Consider the following 18,686-nt stretch of genomic DNA (forward strand, 5'->3'; position numbering starts at 1 on the left):
ATTATCGACCGTGTTTTACCACCAAGTAGCGTACAACGCGGCTAGAATAACCACTACTCCTATGCCAAGAATGTTAAACGAGCCAGAAGTATCGAAGTTCACTTTATCCAGCGAAACGACACCTGTGCCTCCAGCCACATAATTTTTGCGGGTTGCCAGAGATGCAAATACTGCTAGAGCGATGCAGGCTAAAAATACTACACCGACTCTGTCCATAAAGGGTAAAGCGGGTAAGGTCACTTTAAATAATATGGATAACGCGGCTGAACCTACCGCCGCAGTAATAGCACCGACTGAATTCATGGTTTTCCAGAACATGCCTAATAAGAAAATAACCACTATACCAGGCGTAAAGAAACCTGTGAATTCTTGTATGTATTGAAACGCTTGTTCAAATTGTCCTAGCAAAGGTCTGGCGCATATCATCGCAATAATTAGCGCTACAATACTCACAATACGACCTACTTTCACATAGTGACTTTGGCTTTTATCCTTTTTGAAGTGGGAGTAAATATCCATAGTAAAAATAGTAGATATACTGTTGCACATAGAGGCTAATGAAGAAACTATTGCTGCGAACAATGCTGCAAACACTAAACCTTTTAATCCAACCGGCATCAGGTTCATTAAACTTGGATAAGCTTCATCAGCTCGGTCCAAATCAGTAAATAACACCGATGCTGCTATGCCTGGAACCACCACAAAGAATGGCACTAAGATTTTCAAGTAGGCTGCAAAAGCGATACCTTTCTGTGCTTCGGCCAAGTCTTTAGCGGCTAATGCACGCTGAATTATGTATTGATTAAAACCCCAATAAGAAATGTTCATCACCCACATGCCACCAATCAAAACAGACAAACCCGGAAGACTAATATAGTGGGGGCTATCAGCAGCAAATATCATGTCAAATTTTTCGGGTGCCAATTCTGTCAATATCGAGAACCCTGCTATTACACCATTACCATCTGAGACTAAATCTAAGCTGATATAAGTTAACACTAGCCCACCAAATACTAACAACACCACTTGGATGATATCGGTGTAGGCAACGGCTTTTAAGCCGCCGTAAGATGAATAAGCAATAGAAAATAAACCAAGAAATATCATACCGTAAGCTAAGTCAACGCCAGTAATGGTAGTAATGGCCAAGCCACCTAACCATAAAACCGCGGTCAAATTAACAAACACATACACCGCTAACCAGAAGACCGCCATAATGGTTTTGACTCGGCCATCAAAACGCTGCTGTAAATACTGGGGCATCGTATAAATTTCATTTTTGAGGAATATAGGCAAAAAGTATTTACCCACTATGATCAAAGTGATCGCCGCCATCCATTCATATGAGGCAATACCTAACCCCAGTATGTAGCCTGAACCGGACATACCAATGATTTGCTCAGCTGAGATGTTCGCTGCAATAAGTGATGCACCTATAGCCCACCAAGGCAGGGATTTACTGGCTAAAAAGTAATCCTTGGTATCTCTTTCGTGATTTTTTTCTGCTCTGGATATATATAAGGCAAGGGCCAAAAGCCCTATTACGTAAACCACAAAAATGGCGATGTCGAGGCTTGCTAAATTCATCTAAAGTCCTAATTTTTATTGTTAGTATTTTGTTATTAGCCTAACTGCTTTACAAAAAAAATGCAGCAAATAGAATGATAGGATCGTCATTTACATTAAGCTAAAAGCAAATTATGTCTATTCATACGAGTTATGCCCAGACTTTTTTATATAACTTAATGATATCGTTTAAAACGGGAGTCTTAGGATTGTTATTTGGAGAGCCCGATGCCAAAGCTTGTTCAGCCATATTTACCAATAAGCCCTCATATTCAGATTTCACAACGCCAAACTCAGCGAGTGTGGGCACCTCTAGGGTCTTATTTATGTGTTTGAGTGCGCTGATAAGTGTTTGATGGGCCAATGTTTCATCTTCAATATTAGCAATCAGTCCCATATGCATCGCACATTCGGCATACTTTAGTGGTGCACCAGGCAGAGAGTATTCAGTAATAGTAGGTAATAACATAGCATTACTCATGCCGTGTGGGACATGAAAATGCACGCCTATAGGTCGGCTCATACCATGAACTAAGCCTACTGAGGCATTCGAAAATGCAATGCCCGCTAACGTAGCACCCAACATCATCTCCTCTTTAGCTGCAAGATTATCAGGTTCTTGACACACCTTAATCAAATTGGGCGCAATCAGTTTCATAGCAGCAATCGCTTGTTGATCGCTAAATAGATTCGCTTTGCGACTCACGTAGGCTTCAATTGCATGGGTGAGTGCGTCAATCCCCGTATCTGCTGCAATTCTACTGGGTAAGCTCAAAGTAAATTGATAGTCGATAATTGCTGCAGCAGGAATTAAACCTGAACCCATACACAGCATTTTTTCATCAGTGGCTGAATCAGATATCACTGTGACTCTAGTTGCTTCAGATCCTGTGCCAGCAGTAGTGGGGATAGCCACTACTGGTAAACTGATTTCGTCCACTTGGTAGGGGACTTTATAGTCACTCATTTTGCCACCGTGAGATGCCAATAAGGCAATTGCTTTTGCACTATCAATTGCACTGCCTCCGCCTAAAGCAATGAGGCAATCATAATGGTTTTTTTTGACCATCTCGACAGCTGCGAGTATCGAAGTATCATTGGGCTCGGGCATCGTTTCGGCAAATAGGCCAAACTGTATGTTTTGTTGGATTAATAGGGTCTCGACTTTGGCCATGTATCCAAGTTCAAGCATGGTCTTATCGGTAATAATACAAGGAAAACAGCAGCCTAAACTGACTAGCGTATCGGGCAACATGTTCAGAGCGTCTGCGCCTATTTGCATGATTTTGGGAAGAATGATGCTATTGACCATATTTTTGCAACCATTGTTGAACCTGAGGGTTATTGGGCATTAAGACTTGTAACTCGTCTAATGAGATTTTCATTGCTGCCTTATCTTTCGTTTTATCAGCATAAAGTGCAAGGGAATACAGCAAGTCTGTTTGTTGTGGCCAGCGTTTATTGGCCGCTGATAACAAGTCAATTGCTTGGCTTGTGCGTTGAATGGAGTCTAAAGCCGTCGCCGCGACATAGGCATAATATGGCTGAGCATCTTCCAGTTCAGTGGCTTTGACCAACCATTCTGTAGCTTTATAATATTCTTTTTTACGTACCCAATACAAACCATATTGATGTAATACGTCGGCAAAATCAGGATGCAAAACCATGGCTTTTTCTAATAGTGCGAGTTCTTTTGTTTGGTTATTGGTTTGCCGCCAAAAATCGGCAAACGACAACATGGCCACAGGTAAGTTTGGAGCGATAATTAGCGCCTGTTCAAAATGTTTTTGGGCTAATATTGCGTCTCCCGTTGCTAAGGCTAACTGAGCAAGACTGAGTTGCGAGCTAGGAAAGTCTGCGGTAAGCAACAAGGAGGTTTTGTATTCGTTTAAGGCAAAGGCTAACTCTGGTAACAAGGTATCTGGCATTTGTGATAACCAAGAGGCCAATAATGACGTGGCATGAAAACGCACTGATTTCACGGGATCTTTCAACATAGGATATAAATACTGGTAACCCTTATTAGGGGGCAAATTGCGTAACACGTCGATTGCAGCGCGCCTTATTAAAGGCTGTTCTGAGCTGAGTTGCTCGATAGCCAATGAGACTGAAGCTTGGCTAGGTTGCCGATTGATGATCTCTAGTAATTTTGCAGCAACCATGGGAGACGTTTCTAGCTGTTTTTGTTTGGCAAAGGACAACCGCTCGGCTTCAGGCAGTAAATGTATGTTTGACCAATGCTCTTTTGTTGCTTGCTGCAGGGTAGGCTTAGCTTTGCCACTACGCCAGGCTGTAAGCTGGGTTGTTATCCATGACAATCCTTCCGTTTGATGGCAGTCTAGACAGGCATTGGGTGAGTTGATGGCAGCAGATACTTCAGCGTTGGGTATCACAAAACTATGGTCACGCCTATCGTCTACTTGCATGTAAGTACGAGCTGGCATGTGACAATTTACACACTGAGCACCCGGGGTATCCATTTTATGTTGATGGTGCTCTGGCAAGTCATAAGTAGTCGCATTATGACACTGAGTACACGTTTGGTTGCCTGAAAATTTTAATTTACCCGTATGGGGATTGTGGCAGTTGGAGCAGGTTACACCTGCTTTGGCCATTTTACTTTGTAAAAATGAGCCCATCACAAACACTTCATCTTTGATTTGGCCATCATCAAAATACAATTCAGATGACATTAGACTCAGTGTATTCAAATCGTGATAGCCAGCTGGACGTTTGCTGACATTTTGAGTTTTATCAGAAATCGGTAAGCGCCGTGAATGGCAGTCGGCGCACTGCTGCATGTATTGGCTGTTCCCATCACTGACTAAATTAGCGATGGGGTCTTTTGGGGAAAACCCCCATACTGGCGGTTTTGCAAGTGATTGTGTAAACCCTTTGTTGCGATCAAATTTATCACTTTTAGCCTGAGTTTGATGCAATGCAGCCGGACCATGGCAACTCTCACAACCTACTGTTGCTTCAGCAAATTGTGTGGCATAACTATTTGTGTCTATCTGATAATTTTTTTCATAACCTGTGGTATGACATTCCGCACAACGGCTATTCCAGTTTTGAAAGTGGCGTTGCCAAAAAAACGGATGTTCACTGGTAATAGGCTCGTTGGGTTGCAGATGAAACCAACGCTGTCCTCCATTGGTTTTTGTTCGAGTATCCCAAGCGATATTAAACGCCTGCATATGGCCATTGCCAGTGTCCAAAATATATTGCTGCAGCGGGTCAAAACCAAACGTGTAGATAACTGGGAAGGTTTGTATTTGTCCTTGTTTATTTAGTGTCTTAATAAAGTACCGTTTGTTTTCAATAAAAAAAGAGTGGTGATGTTATGAAATTCAACGGTTTTGTTACCAAAGTCACCCAAGACTGTTGCATCGTTGGGCAATTGCATTGCTTTATGATGATCAGAAGTTTGCCATTGTTGGTGTTCAGCCTGATGACAACTTTGACAACTATCTGAGCCAATATATTGATTGGATGATGCTCTTGCGCTGCTCCAAAATCCTATAAGTAGGAAAGCTAACAACATAAATAAAAAACTTTTCATTAACTAGACCATACCATTTTGGAGACTTTTAAATTATTTTAAACATCATACCCAATTCAAACAAAGAAAAGTTAATTAACCTTTGCGTGAGAGTTAACTTTTTCTATAAGCTCTTTACAATTAAGGTACTCAAGCAGCAGACTATTCATTGGTTGTGAGCCTGAGTAGTAAAAGGTTTAAATTGAGAATTCGATAGAATAATCTAGAATTCATTTGGGAGGGCACTTTCATTGTTGATTGTTAAACACATCAGTAAAAACTTCGGTTCATTTCAAGCATTAGACAAGGTTTCCTTTGAAATGAACAGAGGGGATATTGTCGGCCTTTTAGGAAAAAATGGTGCTGGTAAAACCACCTTAATGCGTATTTTGACCTCATTTATTACCCCGTCATCTGGCACAGTCACCATTGATGGTGATGATATGAGTAAACATTCATTGACCATTCGGCAGAAAATCGGTTATTTGCCAGAGAAGCCGCCGCTGTATGGCGATATGACAGTGCAGTATTACCTAAAGTTTGCAGCTGAAATAAAAGGTGTACCCAAAAACAAACGATTAATTCAGCTGGCTAAAGTACTCGAAGAATGTGACCTCGAGCAGGTTAAACAAAAAACTATTGCCACATTATCTAAAGGTTATAAACAACGTGTTGGCATCGCTCAAGCTATTATTCACGAGCCTAAGCTGCTGATTTTGGACGAACCTACGAGCGGACTTGATCCGATGCAAATTCAACAAGTCTTGGCCTTGATCAAAAATCAACGAGACCAAAGAACGGTATTGTTAAGCACTCACACCTTGACTGAAATAGAGCAAGTCGCTCAGCGTGTCATCATGATTAAGTCGGGACGAATAGTGCTTGATGATTATCTAAGTAAATTATTGAGAAACAAAGATACCAGCCAATTTCAGCCTTTGACATTAGAGCAGGTTTTTATAAATCACCACCAACCTCAGGTATCAGAGAACACCTCACAAACCCCAGAATCAACAAGACTTAAGGTGTCGGATGAATAAAATTTTCGCTTTAACCAAAAAGGAATTACACAGCTTTTTTAGTTCGCCGATTGCTTATGTTATTTTGATTGTGATGTTGTCTTTGTTTAATATTTTCTTTTTTCTAATCATCGATCAAAATCGTGAAGTGTCGCTACGGGATGTGTTTCAACTAATGGAGTTTATGTTGGTGTTTTTTATCCCGTTGTTAACTATGCGCTTATTTTCTGAAGAAAAATCCAATGGCACAATGGAATTTTTACTGACCTCGCCCTTAACTCACACCATGATTGTGTTGGGTAAATATTTTAGTATGCTTATTTTTTTCACATTGTTAATTTGTCTAACCCTTAGTTACTACTTTATTGTTGAATACTTTGGTGAGCCCGACCCATCCAGCATATTATCGGGTTATCTTGGGATTTGGCTAGAAGGTGCCTTTTTTATCGCCGTTGGTTTACTGGCCTCGTCTTGGACATCGAACCAAATAATTGCGGCTATGGTGTCTTATCTAATTTTATTTTCACTCTACTTTGCTACCAGTTTCACTCAATATGTGGGTGGCTCTGGCGAGCACTTCCTTATCCAGATGAGTACTCATACACACTTAGAAAACTTCGCATTAGGCATTATTACCCCCAGTGATGTGGTTTATTATCTAGCGGGTATTTTATTGTGTTTAGTACTAACACGACTGAGTATCGATAATAGGTTGTGGCAATAATGAATAATCGTAATCTTTTGCCGTTGTTTTGCGGTTTTGCACTCTTAAGTCTTACCCTTGGATTATCGCTTTTTTACGTCGAACAACAATTTAGTTATTTTGCAATTGCACTTACCGCTCTGGGTGGCATTGCATTTTTAGTGTTACTGAGTTTGATAATCAAGCATAGTTTTGGGCAAACTAATTCAGCTAGAAGGATAACGCTTTTTAGCTTCAAACGATGGAAGAAGTTGACCATCGTTTCTTGCATCGTGACAGTCAGTGTGGGGTTTATTAGCGTCAGTCATTATTTGGCCAATAACTCGAACGTGAGATGGGATGTCACTCAAAATAAACAACATACCTTATCTAACAATACCATCGAGTACATCAGCACAATAACCAATGAGGTGCAGTTAACAGCATTTCATGTGGGCATGCCGCCTAAATACTTACTCGACCTTTTCAAAGAATATGAAAGGGTGTCTGCTGGTGTCATTAAGACCGACATTATTGATCCGATTGAACAAATTGCATACGCTGCAAAATTTGGTAATGCAATCAATGCTGATGAGCGAAAAGTGATTGTTCAATCTGGCGATAACCGTAAAGATGTTGATTTTAGCTTGAGTGCGTTGTCTGAAAGAAAAACTAACCAACGCAATAGCCAGTGTCAGCCGCGCCCCAAGAACAGTTTATTTTCTGACGGGGCATGGCGAGTATTCGAGTTCAAGTCAGGAATATGCTGGTTTATCTAAGTTCAAACAATTGTTAAGCGACAACAACATTACCAGTAAAACGCTGATGTTGGGTATCAGTCAGTCAATTCCTGCAGATTGTGATGTGTTGATTATTGCTGGCCCCAAAAATGCCTTAACGCTAAGTGAAGAAACCCTTATTAGTGATTATTTAACCAAGGGTGGTGATGCATTATTTTTAATCGAGCACACTGTGATTACCAGTCCAGACAAGCCGTTGAGCAAAGACCAACTTAATCAAAATCCGAGCTTAAACGCCATTCTTAATCAATGGGGGCTAGATGTTCAGTCTGACATTGTGGTCGATTTTACCAACCATATTGGTGATGATGTCGGCAGCCCTGCGACTAAAAATTATGGGCGGCATAAGGCATTAACTGAAGGTTTGGACTACACCTTTTACGTGCGTCCTCGTTCTATTCGTGTTTTACCCCAGCGTCGTGCAAGCATCAAGCACGCGGTCATAGTTTCAACAGCATCAACAGAAAATAGCTGGGCAGAAACTAACAGAACCTTGGATATTCAATTTGATCCAAACACAGATACAACTGGGCCGGTGCCATTTGCTTACGTAGTGATTGAAGAGAAAAATGCAGCACAACAAGCTAATAAATTATCAGATACCCGATTGATAGTGTTCACCGATACAGACTTTTTAAGCAACGTTTATATCAACCAATACAGTAACGCTCAGATGGGTGTAAACCTAGTTAACTGGTTAGCAGAGTTAGACTACAAAACATTTATCAGCGCAAAAGAGATAAAAGTTGAACGTTTAAATTTAACCAGTAAACAGACAAGGCAAGTTATGGTCATCTTGTTTTTATTACCGTTTATATTTGTTATAGCCGGACTAGTAGTTTGGTTAAGAACTAAGGTAAATAGATAACCTGTTCATTTGAAGTCACCTTTAGTCATATTTTTTCAATGTGTTCTAAAACAGTGCATATTTCATATAAGGCTTACAAACATTGATCTTTTTTGGGTCGAACGCTGTTTTAATTTTATGAAAAATGAATCTTCAGAAATACTAGTTGCCCTCGTTGACAACACAGGCAAAATTACAGGCTACGCAGAAAAAATGTTGGCTCATCTTCGTGGTGATCTGCACTTAGCATTTTCTCTGATGATAATTCGTCGTAACAATCTTCATGTAGAATATCTACTTCAAAGACGTGCTCTGCATAAATATCACAGCGGCGGGCTTTGGGCTAACACCTGTTGTTCACATCCCTTGCCAGACGAAAATATACAAGATGCGGCAAGGCGACGCGTATCCGAAGAACTGGGTATCAGTGCGTTTTTAAGTATGTCGAGCATAGGTCAAATCCAGTATAAGTATCAGCTTGACAATAATATGATTGAGCATGAGTTAGATAAAATACTGGTAACTGAAGTGGACAGTGTTCATTGGCAGCAAAACTCTGATGAAGTCATGGAAGTGCGTTGGTGGAGTGAAAAGGAAGTTTTACAGCAGCTTTTAAAAAAACCCGATATCTTTGCAGCATGGTTTCCAAAGGTATTTGAACATACAATGCATAATCTTCCTCAGTAAATTATTTCAGTCTGCGCCGTGCCATAAGTGAATCAACAACATATGCGACATAGTTAAACCGAACAGTCCAATAAAAATCCAGCGAAGCAAGTCAGCACTTAAATTGCTAGAAGCGAACAATTCATACAAACCTGCCGCTAAGACAATCGTTAGTATTACAAACGGTAGGCTAATAGCGATTGCACGTTTTACGCTCACATGTAGTTTCACCCCAACATCCTGAAGGTGCTTCGGTGAATGTAACAAACAAAAGTAGAGCCCAAAATGAAGTAGCGGATTCAAAATAATACTACTCAAAAGTAGAGTCAGCCACTCAGAGTATTGCCATACACTTAAACTTTTTTTGTGTATCGGTAACTGAATAATGAAATATAAAAAAACACATAGCCCAATATAAAACGTTATCTGCATACCTTGAATTACCCAATTAGCCGCTTGGGTTGTCAATAGTAAGGCAGTGAAGAGATCGGTAAGTGTCGCAGAATATAAAACCGAAGGGCCACATAGTAAAGTGCAAGCCAAGCCCACTCGTGAAAAAAGTGGCATAGTGGCGCGCCAGTCAGCAGAAAAGTGAAACGCCGATATACACAAAAACAACACTAACGCTATATCAGGCACCCAAATCCAAAAACTGATAGATGTTGCTGCTACGACGCTATAAATGGTCACAAATCGAATAGCTGTTGAGACAGACGTCACAAGGTTTAATGATTTTGCAACAGCAAAGTCTAAAGCGCCATGAGGCAGCCCTAAAAAAGTTACAGCTAGTGCTAATACAATGATTAAGTTGTCCGAAGCCATATTTATATTGGCCATTGTGGCAAGGGCCGCTAGGGTGCAAACGCCTATATAAAACTGGGAGTAGTGTAATTTACTCAACTCTGCCACTCCATTTCCCTCGGGAAAATAAAGCGCGCAAGAATGCAAATTTTGGCATAGCCCATATAACACACATGAAATCAATAATAGTCGCTTGTTCTGTCATAAAACGCGCAAAACGTGCTGGTTTAACTTTTTTAAACATCTGCACAAAAATAGTCACACCGATGCCCATGTCATTTCTTAAAACAGTTAACATCAGTCTATCCATCTTTCGGTAAACGCTGCTGATGGGTGTGAATAATGATAGTGGAGTTGATGCAGATAATGACTGTCTAGATTTTAACTCAGAAGCACACTGCTTAGCCCACCTTTGGCATGCTAGAAAACTGTATCCAGTCGAGGCTCTCATTGCGCCACCCGCTATCCCAGCATAGATAATATGTCGGTTTTTGTTATTGGTATTTTCATTAACATTATACATGGGCAACATTGCGCACTCCTTTCGCTCAACCTTATATTTCTGTGAGCCTACTATTTCCTGCATTCTAGTTTTAAGGCGTGCCTGCAAAACTGAGCGCTCTAAGGCAATCGGACTGAAACAGGTAAACTCAACTAAGGCGTGATTGGCACTGAAAGGCAAAATATATATAAATTCTATTCCCAGTTCTGAGCTTGCCAATTGTTGCATTAGTTTGACAGAAGAAGGATTAAACACCTCACCTTCGGTAACAATCTCTTCACCGTAAAAGCACTGAAGGAGTCCATTATGATCTGTTTTTAATGGTGGAGGGCGTGTATCAATAACCCATCGAGCTGTTAAATGGCTGCGCTGAGTTGTCACCAATGCATGGTCATTAACTGAATCCACAGACATAACGTCACTATCAAATTCAATATCAAAGTGGGTTTTTATTTGGATCCGCTCAAGTGCTAATTTCATCAGCGATTCAGACCTAATGGAGCAGTATCGATGATACGTATGGGACATAGAAAAACTACTGTCGTCTGTTGAAATAGCCCATGTTTGCCACTCGCGTGTAATGATTTCTTTGAGGTAATCTGGAACTGAATTGTTATTCCAAAAGCTCCAAATTCGGTCGTTCTGAGGGCCAGAACTACGTTCAATAATTTTGACTGATTGAGTATATTTTGTCTCATCGAGGGCTAAAAGTAGAGACAGACCAGCAGCTCCGGCTCCAATGATGATTAAATCATAGTCATAGGACATTGCGCTGGTTACTTGTTCAAAATGTCATAATGCAGATGACTATGCAATTCGTTTTGATGAGCAGTTTCATTGCGTGCAATAGCGGCTGTACTTAAATGCCAAAGTGCTTGGCATGCTAAGAATATTTTTTTTGGTTTTGATACAACCACTCTACCGTGCCAGTAATCGCAATCATTTTTCAATAATTTTCTACCAATATCCCGATAGACATAGGCGGCCACAGCAATTGCTCGCCTGTTGCGGGGAGGCAGATAGTAGAGTCCCGCCAGTCCGCTTTGATAATATTCTTCAGCCAGCTTCAATAAAACCTTTATAGCATCTTGTATCTGTTCTCTGTGTTCAGTACTTGCCAACGCAATTTGTGATGTTGATAGAGTGTTGACCCATTCACCAGGCAGATATCGACGTCCCATTTGAGCATCTTCTAGTACGTCTCTAGCAATATTAGTGAGTTGCATACCGATCCCTAAATCAACAGCAAAGGCATATCCTACTTTTTTGGCGCCCAATATTGGGGCCATCATCAAACCAACTACACCTGCCACTCGATAAGCATATTGAATTAATGTTTCCAGAGAAGGTAAAGCAACAAGATTGAGATCCTGGCTGACACCATCAATCAGCGTGATGCCATGTTTTCTTTCAATCTGGTGCTCTTCACATAACCTAAGGAAGTCATTCACCACAGGATGTTCAGTCGTGTTCTGTGTTATCGACTCCTTCAGTTCATTAAGCTTTACCTTGGCCATTTCAGGGTCTGGACTTTCATCAGCTATATCGTCGACTATTCGACAAAATCGATACAAACGCGCTGCTGCAAGACCGGTTTCTGAGCCTAAAAACAGGCGTGCAAAGTTGAATGTCTTGCCATGCTTTTTTAATAGCTCTGTTGGGTCATCATTCATTGTTTAGGTTTGAACTTTATCAATAAGTCGATCTATTACTTTTGCTGAAGATAATACGCCTGGTAAGCCTGCTCCTGGATGTGTTCCAGCACCGCACAGATATAAATTTTCAGGGCCTTCGGCTTTATTATGAAATCGAAACCAAGCTGACTGCTGGAAGGTTGGAGCAATCGAAAATCCGCTTCCCTCAACACTGCAGTAGTCTTGCTCGAAGTCTTTTGGTGTTTTAGCAAAACGGTGAACTATATGTGACGAAAGTTCAGGCATGATGGTTTGTTCCAATGCTTTGATAATCTTGTCTCCATAGTCTTTTTCTTGTTTAGGCCAGTCTATTTCTGACAAGTTATTAGGAACGGGTGCCAGTACGTAGAAGGAGTCACATCCTTTGGGTGCCATGTTGGGGTCGGTGGCTGTAGGTCGATGTAGATACAAAGAAAAATCATCGGCCAATACTTTTTTATCAAAAATATCGCTTAAAAGAGCTTTGTAGCGTTTTCCTAACCAAATGGTGTGATGCACTATGTCTGGGTATTGTTTTGAAGTGCCAAAATATAAAACAAAAAGCCCCATCGATAATTTGGCATGTTTGGTTTTAATTTTTGCACTAAGAGTTTGATTATGGCTTGGTACAAGATGTCGATACAGATACTTGGGATCTATGTTTGATACTAATTTGTCGCATGAAAAAGAGTGTGTGTCGGTGTGTACCTCAGTAATACGGTTATTGTCGATACTTAATTTATTTACTGTGGTGTTGAGTTTTATTTCAATACCTTGTTCTTTCATTAGTTTGGCTAAGCCATCAACTAAGGCACCTGTGCCTCCCATTGCAAAGTGAACTCCCCACTTTCGCTCTAAATAGTGAATAAGACTATAAATGCTGGTTGTTGCAAATGGATTACCACCTACTAACAAGGGCTGAATTGAAAAAGCTTGACGCAATTTATCACTTTTTAAGTGTGCGCAAACCATTTGCCAAACAGTGCGATAGCATTTGAGTCGGATGAGTGCCGGCACTTGGGCAATCATAGTAGAAAATTTATGAAAAGGCTTATCCGATAACTGAGTAAATCCAACATCAAATATAGCTTCGGATTGTGCTAACAACGAACGATATCCGGCTTGATCTTCAGGCTCAATTTCAGCTATACGAGCTAGAGTCTCTTCTATTGTGCCACCGTAGTCGAAATGACTACCGTCGGGATAAACAAAACGGTACCAAGGCTCCACGGGCACGAGTTGTATATAATCCTTCATCTGTTTATTAAACAATGAAAATAGCTCTTCAAATAAAAATGGCGCAGTGACTACCGTTGGCCCCGCATCAAAAATAAATCCTTTTATATTAAATTGTTGAGCCCGTCCTCCGAGCTTTTCACGTTGATCAATAATCACAACCTCATAACCTTTAGCTCTTAAGCGAAGTGCAGAGGCTATTCCACCGAATCCAGCTCCGATAACAACGGCTTTATTCATTTAAGTCTACCTTGGCTTTTGCTAATAGGTTGTGAGTAGCGGTAATAACTGATGCTGCGCAGTTAGAGGGGAGTGCGTTAAGTTCTCTTTGACAACGGTTCAATAAATAATGAACACGATTGCGAGCAATAGTTATGGATTCTACTAAAGAATACCGGGATACCAGTAGATTCACTATATTAAGCTGCTCTCTTTGTAGGTCTTGTTGCCAATCATCTAGGTCATCAAGTATCTGATAGGCGATTGAGAACTTGTTAAGTGCCTCATTAACTGTTTTGATATGGTCATCGTAGCCAGCAGCGATGAGTGGCAAAGTTAATGTCAGCTGGATTAACGGACCTGACTTCATTGCGGCTATGTCTTCGTACTCGTGCTCAGTTATTGTTGTCTGAGTATCAAGGTCTCTGGACTGTCCTCTAACTGTTAGCGAAACAGCCTCTTGAATCTGAATCAATAGGGAAGGTAATGAACTATAAGATTCTACATTAGCTAACGAACCAAAAGCCGCGGAAATCATCAGATCACCTGCACAAACTGCGTGAGACTTGCCGAATTTTTTCCATACAGATTGACGTCCTCTACGAGTGATATCAGCATCTTGCAGGTCGTCATGAACGAGTGAGGCATTGTGAAGTAACTCAATGGCACAGGCCAAAGCAACGATCGTTTTTTCAGGTAGCTGAAGTGCTAATCCTGCTTCAATACACAATTTTGCGCGGGTTCTACCTCCACCACTTGCCAAATGAAAACATGAAGGTTCATTGCCTTTTAATCGAAAAAGCATGTCTTCTTCACACTGCTTCAATAAGAATAAAGATTGGCATTGCATATTTACTTCGGTTTGAATCATAAATATTACTCGTGAGTGTAATTGAGTTTGCAACCTCTTAACGAAATTGCAAACCCACAAGTACAATAATTATTATACGTAATTATTCGAGTTTATTTTTCTGTTAACGCTTGGCTTTCGCTAGTTGCAGCGTACCAAATCAACAAACCAAAGGCGATTTTGTTAACTAAATCGGCTAAGTTGTACACTATGTTTAATACTTCTTGATTTGCAGCGCCGTCAGTACTTCCAGTCATATAACCGAAGACATAGCCAATTGGATAAATTGCCCAACCTACAGTTACAATCCAACGCATCGCTTTATAAGCAAACTTCACAGCATCGCTTGCAGTTGCTTCAGCTGCTTTACCGGCTTCTCCAAGAAAGATTTCGTAGAGTATGTAAAACCAACCCAACATACCAATCACGAATCCTACTGTAATATTTAAATACCCTGATTCAGCCATGTAGCCAGGTATCAACATTACCAGTGTACCTATCAATAGACGCCAGAAGATCCCTGAAGATGCTACACCTATAGCACGCAAAATGAGGTAGAACTCGATCATTAGCAACGGTACTGTTAGTAGCCAGTCTATATATCTATATACTGTTGGTGTTGATTGCGTAGCAACCCACACATCACGCATATAAAAGTAATGAACCGCAGCAATAAAGGTTACTAGTGCCGAGACAACTAGTGATGTCTTCCATTTTGCCGTTACACTTTGTGTTTCCCAAAGGAAAAAGACTGTAGACGCCATAAGCGCCATAGATATTAACCAGAATGAGATACCGACAAAATCGTCGGATTTAAGATTAGCTGCAGCATGTGCAAAGGTAGGTAGCAAAAACAAGAACAATAAAGTTAGAACTGTTTTCACTTTAAAACTGGCAAGACTTAACGAAAAGCCTTTCCCTTTATTAAAGATGTTATTAATCATCATGTGATTTCTCTATTTTGTGAATTTAAAATGATGTTTTCTACTTGAAATAATTATCAGTAGCCCTAAGTCTACGCACGAAATTAATAGAGGGTTCACTTTTACTTACAATTATTTTACATAATTTGATATTTGAATTTTTGAGTAATAACAACGTTTTGCGCGCTGATATATATATTATAACTTAAAATGCTTGGGCTCAGCCTTGATTTTTCAGATCTAATCAAAGGGATGAGGTTAATCGTTTAATATTTTTGGTGACATTTATAATTGATTTTATAACGGTAAAATTTATTTTTCGACACTGGGGTAAATATTTATCAAAAATACAGGGCAGACATAAGCAATGCGAAGAATAATATATATATTAATCAATAAACTTTTACTGCAATTAATTTACCCGATTTGCAAAACTAAATTTACAGATAATTTTATTATACAGAGATATAAAAACTCAATACTTAAAAAACTATCCTTTTTTATCGTTGAACCGAATATAAGCTACGACAATCAACAGTAACAATCCAACCGGCACCAAGGCACCCAGAGGGGAGTCAGATAAGGCTAATTTGCCTGCAATGTATACAATAACTGCAATAGTTGCGAACAACCCTACTAAAGCAAATGTTTTTATAGATTTATTCATAAATTATATCCCTAAACTATTTTTTGAATGTCACACACATACGCTGAACAACACATTATGGCTCATTACTATTTACAATAAGATGAGTTTACTTATAGCCAACAACTTGTTAGAAAGTTTCAAAGCAAACCTTGATACATAAATGTATTAATTGTATTCACAGCGTCATTCTTTTTAAAGGTTGTTGAAGTGTTTATTGTCTCTTTAATCGGAGACAATAGGCTGTTAATACATTATCAATAGATGACATAAATTCGTCCAAAATATTTTGCTGTAATCACGGCTTGAATTAATCTGGATGTCACTGTCATTCTGATTTACTTAAAACGCAATGTTTTGGATAAATCGATTTCGGCAATATTAAGGGCGCAGCCTTCACCTTTTTTTCGCTCACTAGCTGCTCAAATGCAGCTTGTTGCAGCATGTTGACTTCATGGCGTGACATGCCAAGCTCGAAACCAGAGCACTCATTTGCACCCAACGAACGTGGATCTAGTCCTGTCAAATTACCAAATACCACCAAAGCCTGAAGATAGTAACCATAGTCGCTGGCATGGTAATAATCCCAAGACCATAAACTAACTTTTCCAAATTCGATACCGTCGTACGGATTAGTATCGGCAATGCCTAATGCCATTGCGCGAGACCATGCCTCACCCACACCATTCACGGCTTTAACAGAGGGAGCTGCTGCTGCGGCTTTGTCGTATCCTGAACGAATGTCTAACGCCATTTTTTCTATGGGTGTGCCTGACCAATGACGGTCTGCCTGATAAACCAAATCTGCACGGGACCAGGTTGCGGTAAGGAATACTTCTACGTTTGGATTCAGCTTCTGCAAGAATGTTGACATTTTTACTGTGGTCTCAACAAGCAATGCTGGATCACCATGCTTGTTGCTGTCCAAGGTACTAAAGCCATGCATCACGACCTGGTCCCAAGGTTTTGTACCAATGACGGCTAACTTATTTTTTAGATGAAAGTCGAGTGCACTGCCGCTCCTAGTTTCTAGGGAAACATCATAATCAAGACCCGCTTGTTCAGTGAAAGACTTAAAAAGAGCAGGTACCCCACCGATACCTTCATTGTTTAGATCGGTTACCGAGTCTGCTTCATAGAACTTGGCGGCAGAGCCGTAGCCATATGTAAAACTATTTCCAATAAATAACACACTCTTTTCGGCGCTAACAAAAGCGCTATTAAGCGTAAGGATAAGTGTGGCAATCGACGTAATTAATGGTTTCATAGTGATGACTCTAAATGTCTTTATTGGACGAGAATAACGAGTAAATCTTGTTAACACAACGTGAGCATTTTTATGTTTGCCTTCATAAGTAACCTAAGCTCGGAATAAGCTATACCGTCCAGTATCACTATTATCGCGCCTATATTCGTTTAGCTTGCTCACAATAGCGGGCAATTCCTCTCAAGTTCGCCTCGATAAACGCGATAATAGCAGCACTGGATGCGTTCAATGTCTTTGTAAACCAATTGGCACCATCTAACATATTGTTTTATTGCAATTACTTCTAAGGTCTCATCACGTCCTAACCCGAGTTCAGGTTAAATATTATAAAGAGGGGGGACAGTCACATTAAATGATTCGTTTATTTATCGGGATAATTGCATAGGGCTGTCGCCTACGTTAAAAGTATTAAAGAAATTGACTATTATAGTCTAGAGTTGTTCCTTTCAGATTGGATTGCTCATTTTAAAGTGCCAACTAAAATTTGGAAAGTTGGGCAAAAAACTACTGGCTTAGGCTGAGTTAAATCGACACGCGAGGGTTAAAAAGCCCACTATCAAAATTTGCTTTAAGCATTTCGTTAATCAGACGGATACAGGACTTTTCATGACAATTACAATGCAAGCACAAAACTTAACGGACTATATTGGCAAAAAAACCGGTGTGTCACGCTGGTTTACTATTACTCAAGAGCAAATCGATATATTTGCCGATGCTACCCACGATCATCAGTTTATTCATATTGACCCCGTTAAGGCAAAGCAGACACCTTTTGGCAGCACTATCGCCCATGGATTTTTATCTCTATCATTGTTGTCTGTTGTGGCCCACGACGCTGGGGTGAATATTGAAAATACCCTGATGGGATTAAATTATGGTTTTGACAAGATTCGGTTTTTACATCCTGTAAACGTCAACTGTAAAATTCGGGGTCATATGGTATTAGCCAATGTACTTGAAAAAAGACCTGGGCAATTTTTGCTGACGTGGGATATTACTATCGAAATTGATTCGATAGACAAGCCTGCACTGACTGCAAAGTGGTTAACTATGACTATCACTAATCCATAAAGTTAGGCTGCAGGACAGGGTGATACGCCAGAGCAATCATTAAAGAAACTGACGGTACTTACTTATCATCAATCAATAAACTCCAGAAAACTTGTTAACCAGCTGAGATGCACTTGAAGACCAAGCTAATGTAGAAGAACTAAAAGCTGGCTGGATGCAAACTAATAAATATGTTGCTAAAGCGGCTGCCTCATTGGGTATTGATTGAAGCCCTGAGTTATAAGTCGTGATACTCAATAGTGTAAATAGATTGATCATTAACATGCTAGAGCCAAAATTTCTGGCATGTTTTACTAGAATATCGAAGAGTATTGAATTTTATAACCGTGTTTATGCAGGGCTAAGTTTTTATCTAAACATAAAGCATGTTGGATAAA

The 18,686-nt window shown here is 40.1% G+C and carries 18 protein-coding genes; 6 read left to right on the forward strand and 12 right to left on the reverse strand.

Going from position 1 to position 18,686, the window contains the following annotated elements:
* Positions 1 to 15: 15 nt before the first annotated feature.
* From C427_RS07840 to C427_RS24000, 4 genes are all read right to left on the reverse strand, one after another.
* Complete coding sequence (locus tag C427_RS07840) at positions 16 to 1,587, reverse strand: sodium/sugar symporter (protein WP_007636107.1); 1,572 nt, start codon at positions 1,585 to 1,587, stop codon at positions 16 to 18.
* Between the two features lie 130 nt (positions 1,588 to 1,717).
* Positions 1,718 to 2,878 (reverse strand): iron-containing alcohol dehydrogenase, encoded by a 1,161-nt coding sequence (locus C427_RS07845; RefSeq protein ID WP_007636109.1) that lies wholly within the window; start codon positions 2,876 to 2,878, stop codon positions 1,718 to 1,720.
* Entirely contained in the window at positions 2,868 to 4,784 is a 1,917-nt protein-coding gene (locus C427_RS07850; protein WP_015430647.1) for a multiheme c-type cytochrome, read from the reverse strand. The genes C427_RS07845 and C427_RS07850 overlap by 11 nt, the downstream gene beginning before the upstream one ends.
* Before the next feature lie 71 nt (positions 4,785 to 4,855).
* Positions 4,856 to 5,128 (reverse strand): multiheme c-type cytochrome, encoded by a 273-nt coding sequence (locus C427_RS24000; protein ID WP_015430648.1) that lies wholly within the window; start codon positions 5,126 to 5,128, stop codon positions 4,856 to 4,858.
* 230 nt (positions 5,129 to 5,358) lie between these two features.
* Here C427_RS24000 and C427_RS07855 point away from each other — a divergent pair, with 230 nt between their 5' ends.
* The 5 genes from C427_RS07855 (at position 5,359) to idi (ending at position 9,142) form a co-directional block, all read left to right on the forward strand.
* Entirely contained in the window at positions 5,359 to 6,147 is a 789-nt protein-coding gene (locus C427_RS07855; RefSeq protein WP_007636111.1) for an ABC transporter ATP-binding protein, read from the forward strand.
* Entirely contained in the window at positions 6,140 to 6,850 is a 711-nt protein-coding gene (locus C427_RS07860) for an ABC-2 transporter permease (RefSeq protein WP_007636114.1), read from the forward strand. The genes C427_RS07855 and C427_RS07860 overlap by 8 nt, the downstream gene beginning before the upstream one ends.
* Entirely contained in the window at positions 6,850 to 7,587 is a 738-nt protein-coding gene (locus tag C427_RS27280) for a DUF7088 domain-containing protein (RefSeq protein WP_015430649.1), read from the forward strand. The genes C427_RS07860 and C427_RS27280 overlap by 1 nt, the downstream gene beginning before the upstream one ends.
* Positions 7,532 to 8,476, forward strand: a complete 945-nt coding sequence (locus C427_RS27285) for a Gldg family protein (RefSeq protein ID WP_236613771.1) — start codon at positions 7,532 to 7,534, stop codon at positions 8,474 to 8,476. Before C427_RS27280 ends, C427_RS27285 begins: the two co-directional genes overlap by 56 nt.
* Positions 8,477 to 8,593: 117 nt before the next feature.
* Entirely contained in the window at positions 8,594 to 9,142 is a 549-nt protein-coding gene (gene idi / locus C427_RS07870) for an isopentenyl-diphosphate Delta-isomerase (RefSeq protein ID WP_007636117.1), read from the forward strand.
* Positions 9,143 to 9,148: 6 nt separating this feature from the next.
* Here the strand turns inward: idi and C427_RS07875 are convergent, their stop codons facing one another.
* From C427_RS07875 to C427_RS07905, 8 genes are all read right to left on the reverse strand, one after another.
* Entirely contained in the window at positions 9,149 to 10,021 is an 873-nt protein-coding gene (locus C427_RS07875) for a Brp/Blh family beta-carotene 15,15'-dioxygenase (protein WP_007636119.1), read from the reverse strand.
* On the reverse strand, positions 10,014 to 11,192 hold the full coding sequence (locus C427_RS07880; protein WP_007636121.1) for a lycopene cyclase family protein: 1,179 nt from the start codon (positions 11,190 to 11,192) through the stop codon (positions 10,014 to 10,016). The genes C427_RS07875 and C427_RS07880 overlap by 8 nt, the downstream gene beginning before the upstream one ends.
* Positions 11,193 to 11,200: 8 nt before the next feature.
* A complete protein-coding gene (locus tag C427_RS07885; RefSeq protein ID WP_007636124.1) occupies positions 11,201 to 12,097 on the reverse strand; it encodes a phytoene/squalene synthase family protein in 897 nt (298 codons plus the stop codon).
* A 3-nt stretch (positions 12,098 to 12,100) separates the two neighbouring features.
* Positions 12,101 to 13,573, reverse strand: coding sequence for a phytoene desaturase family protein (gene crtI, locus C427_RS07890; RefSeq protein ID WP_007636125.1), 1,473 nt, complete (start codon positions 13,571 to 13,573; stop codon positions 12,101 to 12,103).
* A complete protein-coding gene (locus C427_RS07895; RefSeq protein WP_007636128.1) occupies positions 13,566 to 14,423 on the reverse strand; it encodes a polyprenyl synthetase family protein in 858 nt (285 codons plus the stop codon). Before C427_RS07895 ends, crtI begins: the two co-directional genes overlap by 8 nt.
* A gap of 92 nt (positions 14,424 to 14,515) precedes the next feature.
* Complete coding sequence (locus tag C427_RS07900; RefSeq protein WP_187292385.1) at positions 14,516 to 15,349, reverse strand: bacteriorhodopsin-like; 834 nt, start codon at positions 15,347 to 15,349, stop codon at positions 14,516 to 14,518.
* 466 nt (positions 15,350 to 15,815) lie between these two features.
* Positions 15,816 to 15,992, reverse strand: coding sequence for a hypothetical protein (locus tag C427_RS26305; RefSeq protein WP_015430651.1), 177 nt, complete (start codon positions 15,990 to 15,992; stop codon positions 15,816 to 15,818).
* A 307-nt stretch (positions 15,993 to 16,299) separates the two neighbouring features.
* On the reverse strand, positions 16,300 to 17,238 hold the full coding sequence (locus C427_RS07905) for a hypothetical protein (RefSeq protein WP_007636133.1): 939 nt from the start codon (positions 17,236 to 17,238) through the stop codon (positions 16,300 to 16,302).
* Between the two features lie 606 nt (positions 17,239 to 17,844).
* On the opposite strand from C427_RS07905, the gene C427_RS07910 reads away from it, so the two are divergent.
* Positions 17,845 to 18,309, forward strand: coding sequence for a MaoC family dehydratase (locus C427_RS07910; RefSeq protein WP_007636136.1), 465 nt, complete (start codon positions 17,845 to 17,847; stop codon positions 18,307 to 18,309).
* The last annotated feature ends 377 nt before the right edge of the window (positions 18,310 to 18,686 follow it).

The organism is Paraglaciecola psychrophila 170 (assembly GCF_000347635.1).
GTDB classification, from domain to species: domain Bacteria; phylum Pseudomonadota; class Gammaproteobacteria; order Enterobacterales; family Alteromonadaceae; genus Paraglaciecola; species Paraglaciecola psychrophila.

What these genes read in the sequence shown, in the direction of transcription:
- C427_RS07860 (WP_007636114.1), top strand. Translation starts at nt 6,140, where the DNA reads ATGAATAAAATTTTCGCTTTAACCAAAAAGGAATTACACAGCTTTTTT.
- crtI (WP_007636125.1), bottom strand. Translation starts at nt 13,573, where the DNA reads ATGAATAAAGCCGTTGTTATCGGAGCTGGATTCGGTGGAATAGCCTCT.
- C427_RS24000 (WP_015430648.1), bottom strand. Translation starts at nt 5,128, where the DNA reads ATGAAAAGTTTTTTATTTATGTTGTTAGCTTTCCTACTTATAGGATTT.
- C427_RS07885 (WP_007636124.1), bottom strand. Translation starts at nt 12,097, where the DNA reads ATGAATGATGACCCAACAGAGCTATTAAAAAAGCATGGCAAGACATTC.
- C427_RS27280 (WP_015430649.1), top strand. Translation starts at nt 6,850, where the DNA reads ATGAATAATCGTAATCTTTTGCCGTTGTTTTGCGGTTTTGCACTCTTA.
- C427_RS07840 (WP_007636107.1), bottom strand. Translation starts at nt 1,587, where the DNA reads ATGAATTTAGCAAGCCTCGACATCGCCATTTTTGTGGTTTACGTAATA.
- C427_RS07845 (WP_007636109.1), bottom strand. Translation starts at nt 2,878, where the DNA reads ATGGTCAATAGCATCATTCTTCCCAAAATCATGCAAATAGGCGCAGAC.
- C427_RS07905 (WP_007636133.1), bottom strand. Translation starts at nt 17,238, where the DNA reads ATGAAACCATTAATTACGTCGATTGCCACACTTATCCTTACGCTTAAT.
- C427_RS07880 (WP_007636121.1), bottom strand. Translation starts at nt 11,192, where the DNA reads ATGTCCTATGACTATGATTTAATCATCATTGGAGCCGGAGCTGCTGGT.
- C427_RS26305 (WP_015430651.1), bottom strand. Translation starts at nt 15,992, where the DNA reads ATGAATAAATCTATAAAAACATTTGCTTTAGTAGGGTTGTTCGCAACT.
- C427_RS07910 (WP_007636136.1), top strand. Translation starts at nt 17,845, where the DNA reads ATGACAATTACAATGCAAGCACAAAACTTAACGGACTATATTGGCAAA.
- C427_RS07900 (WP_187292385.1), bottom strand. Translation starts at nt 15,349, where the DNA reads ATGATGATTAATAACATCTTTAATAAAGGGAAAGGCTTTTCGTTAAGT.
- C427_RS07895 (WP_007636128.1), bottom strand. Translation starts at nt 14,423, where the DNA reads ATGATTCAAACCGAAGTAAATATGCAATGCCAATCTTTATTCTTATTG.
- idi (WP_007636117.1), top strand. Translation starts at nt 8,594, where the DNA reads ATGAAAAATGAATCTTCAGAAATACTAGTTGCCCTCGTTGACAACACA.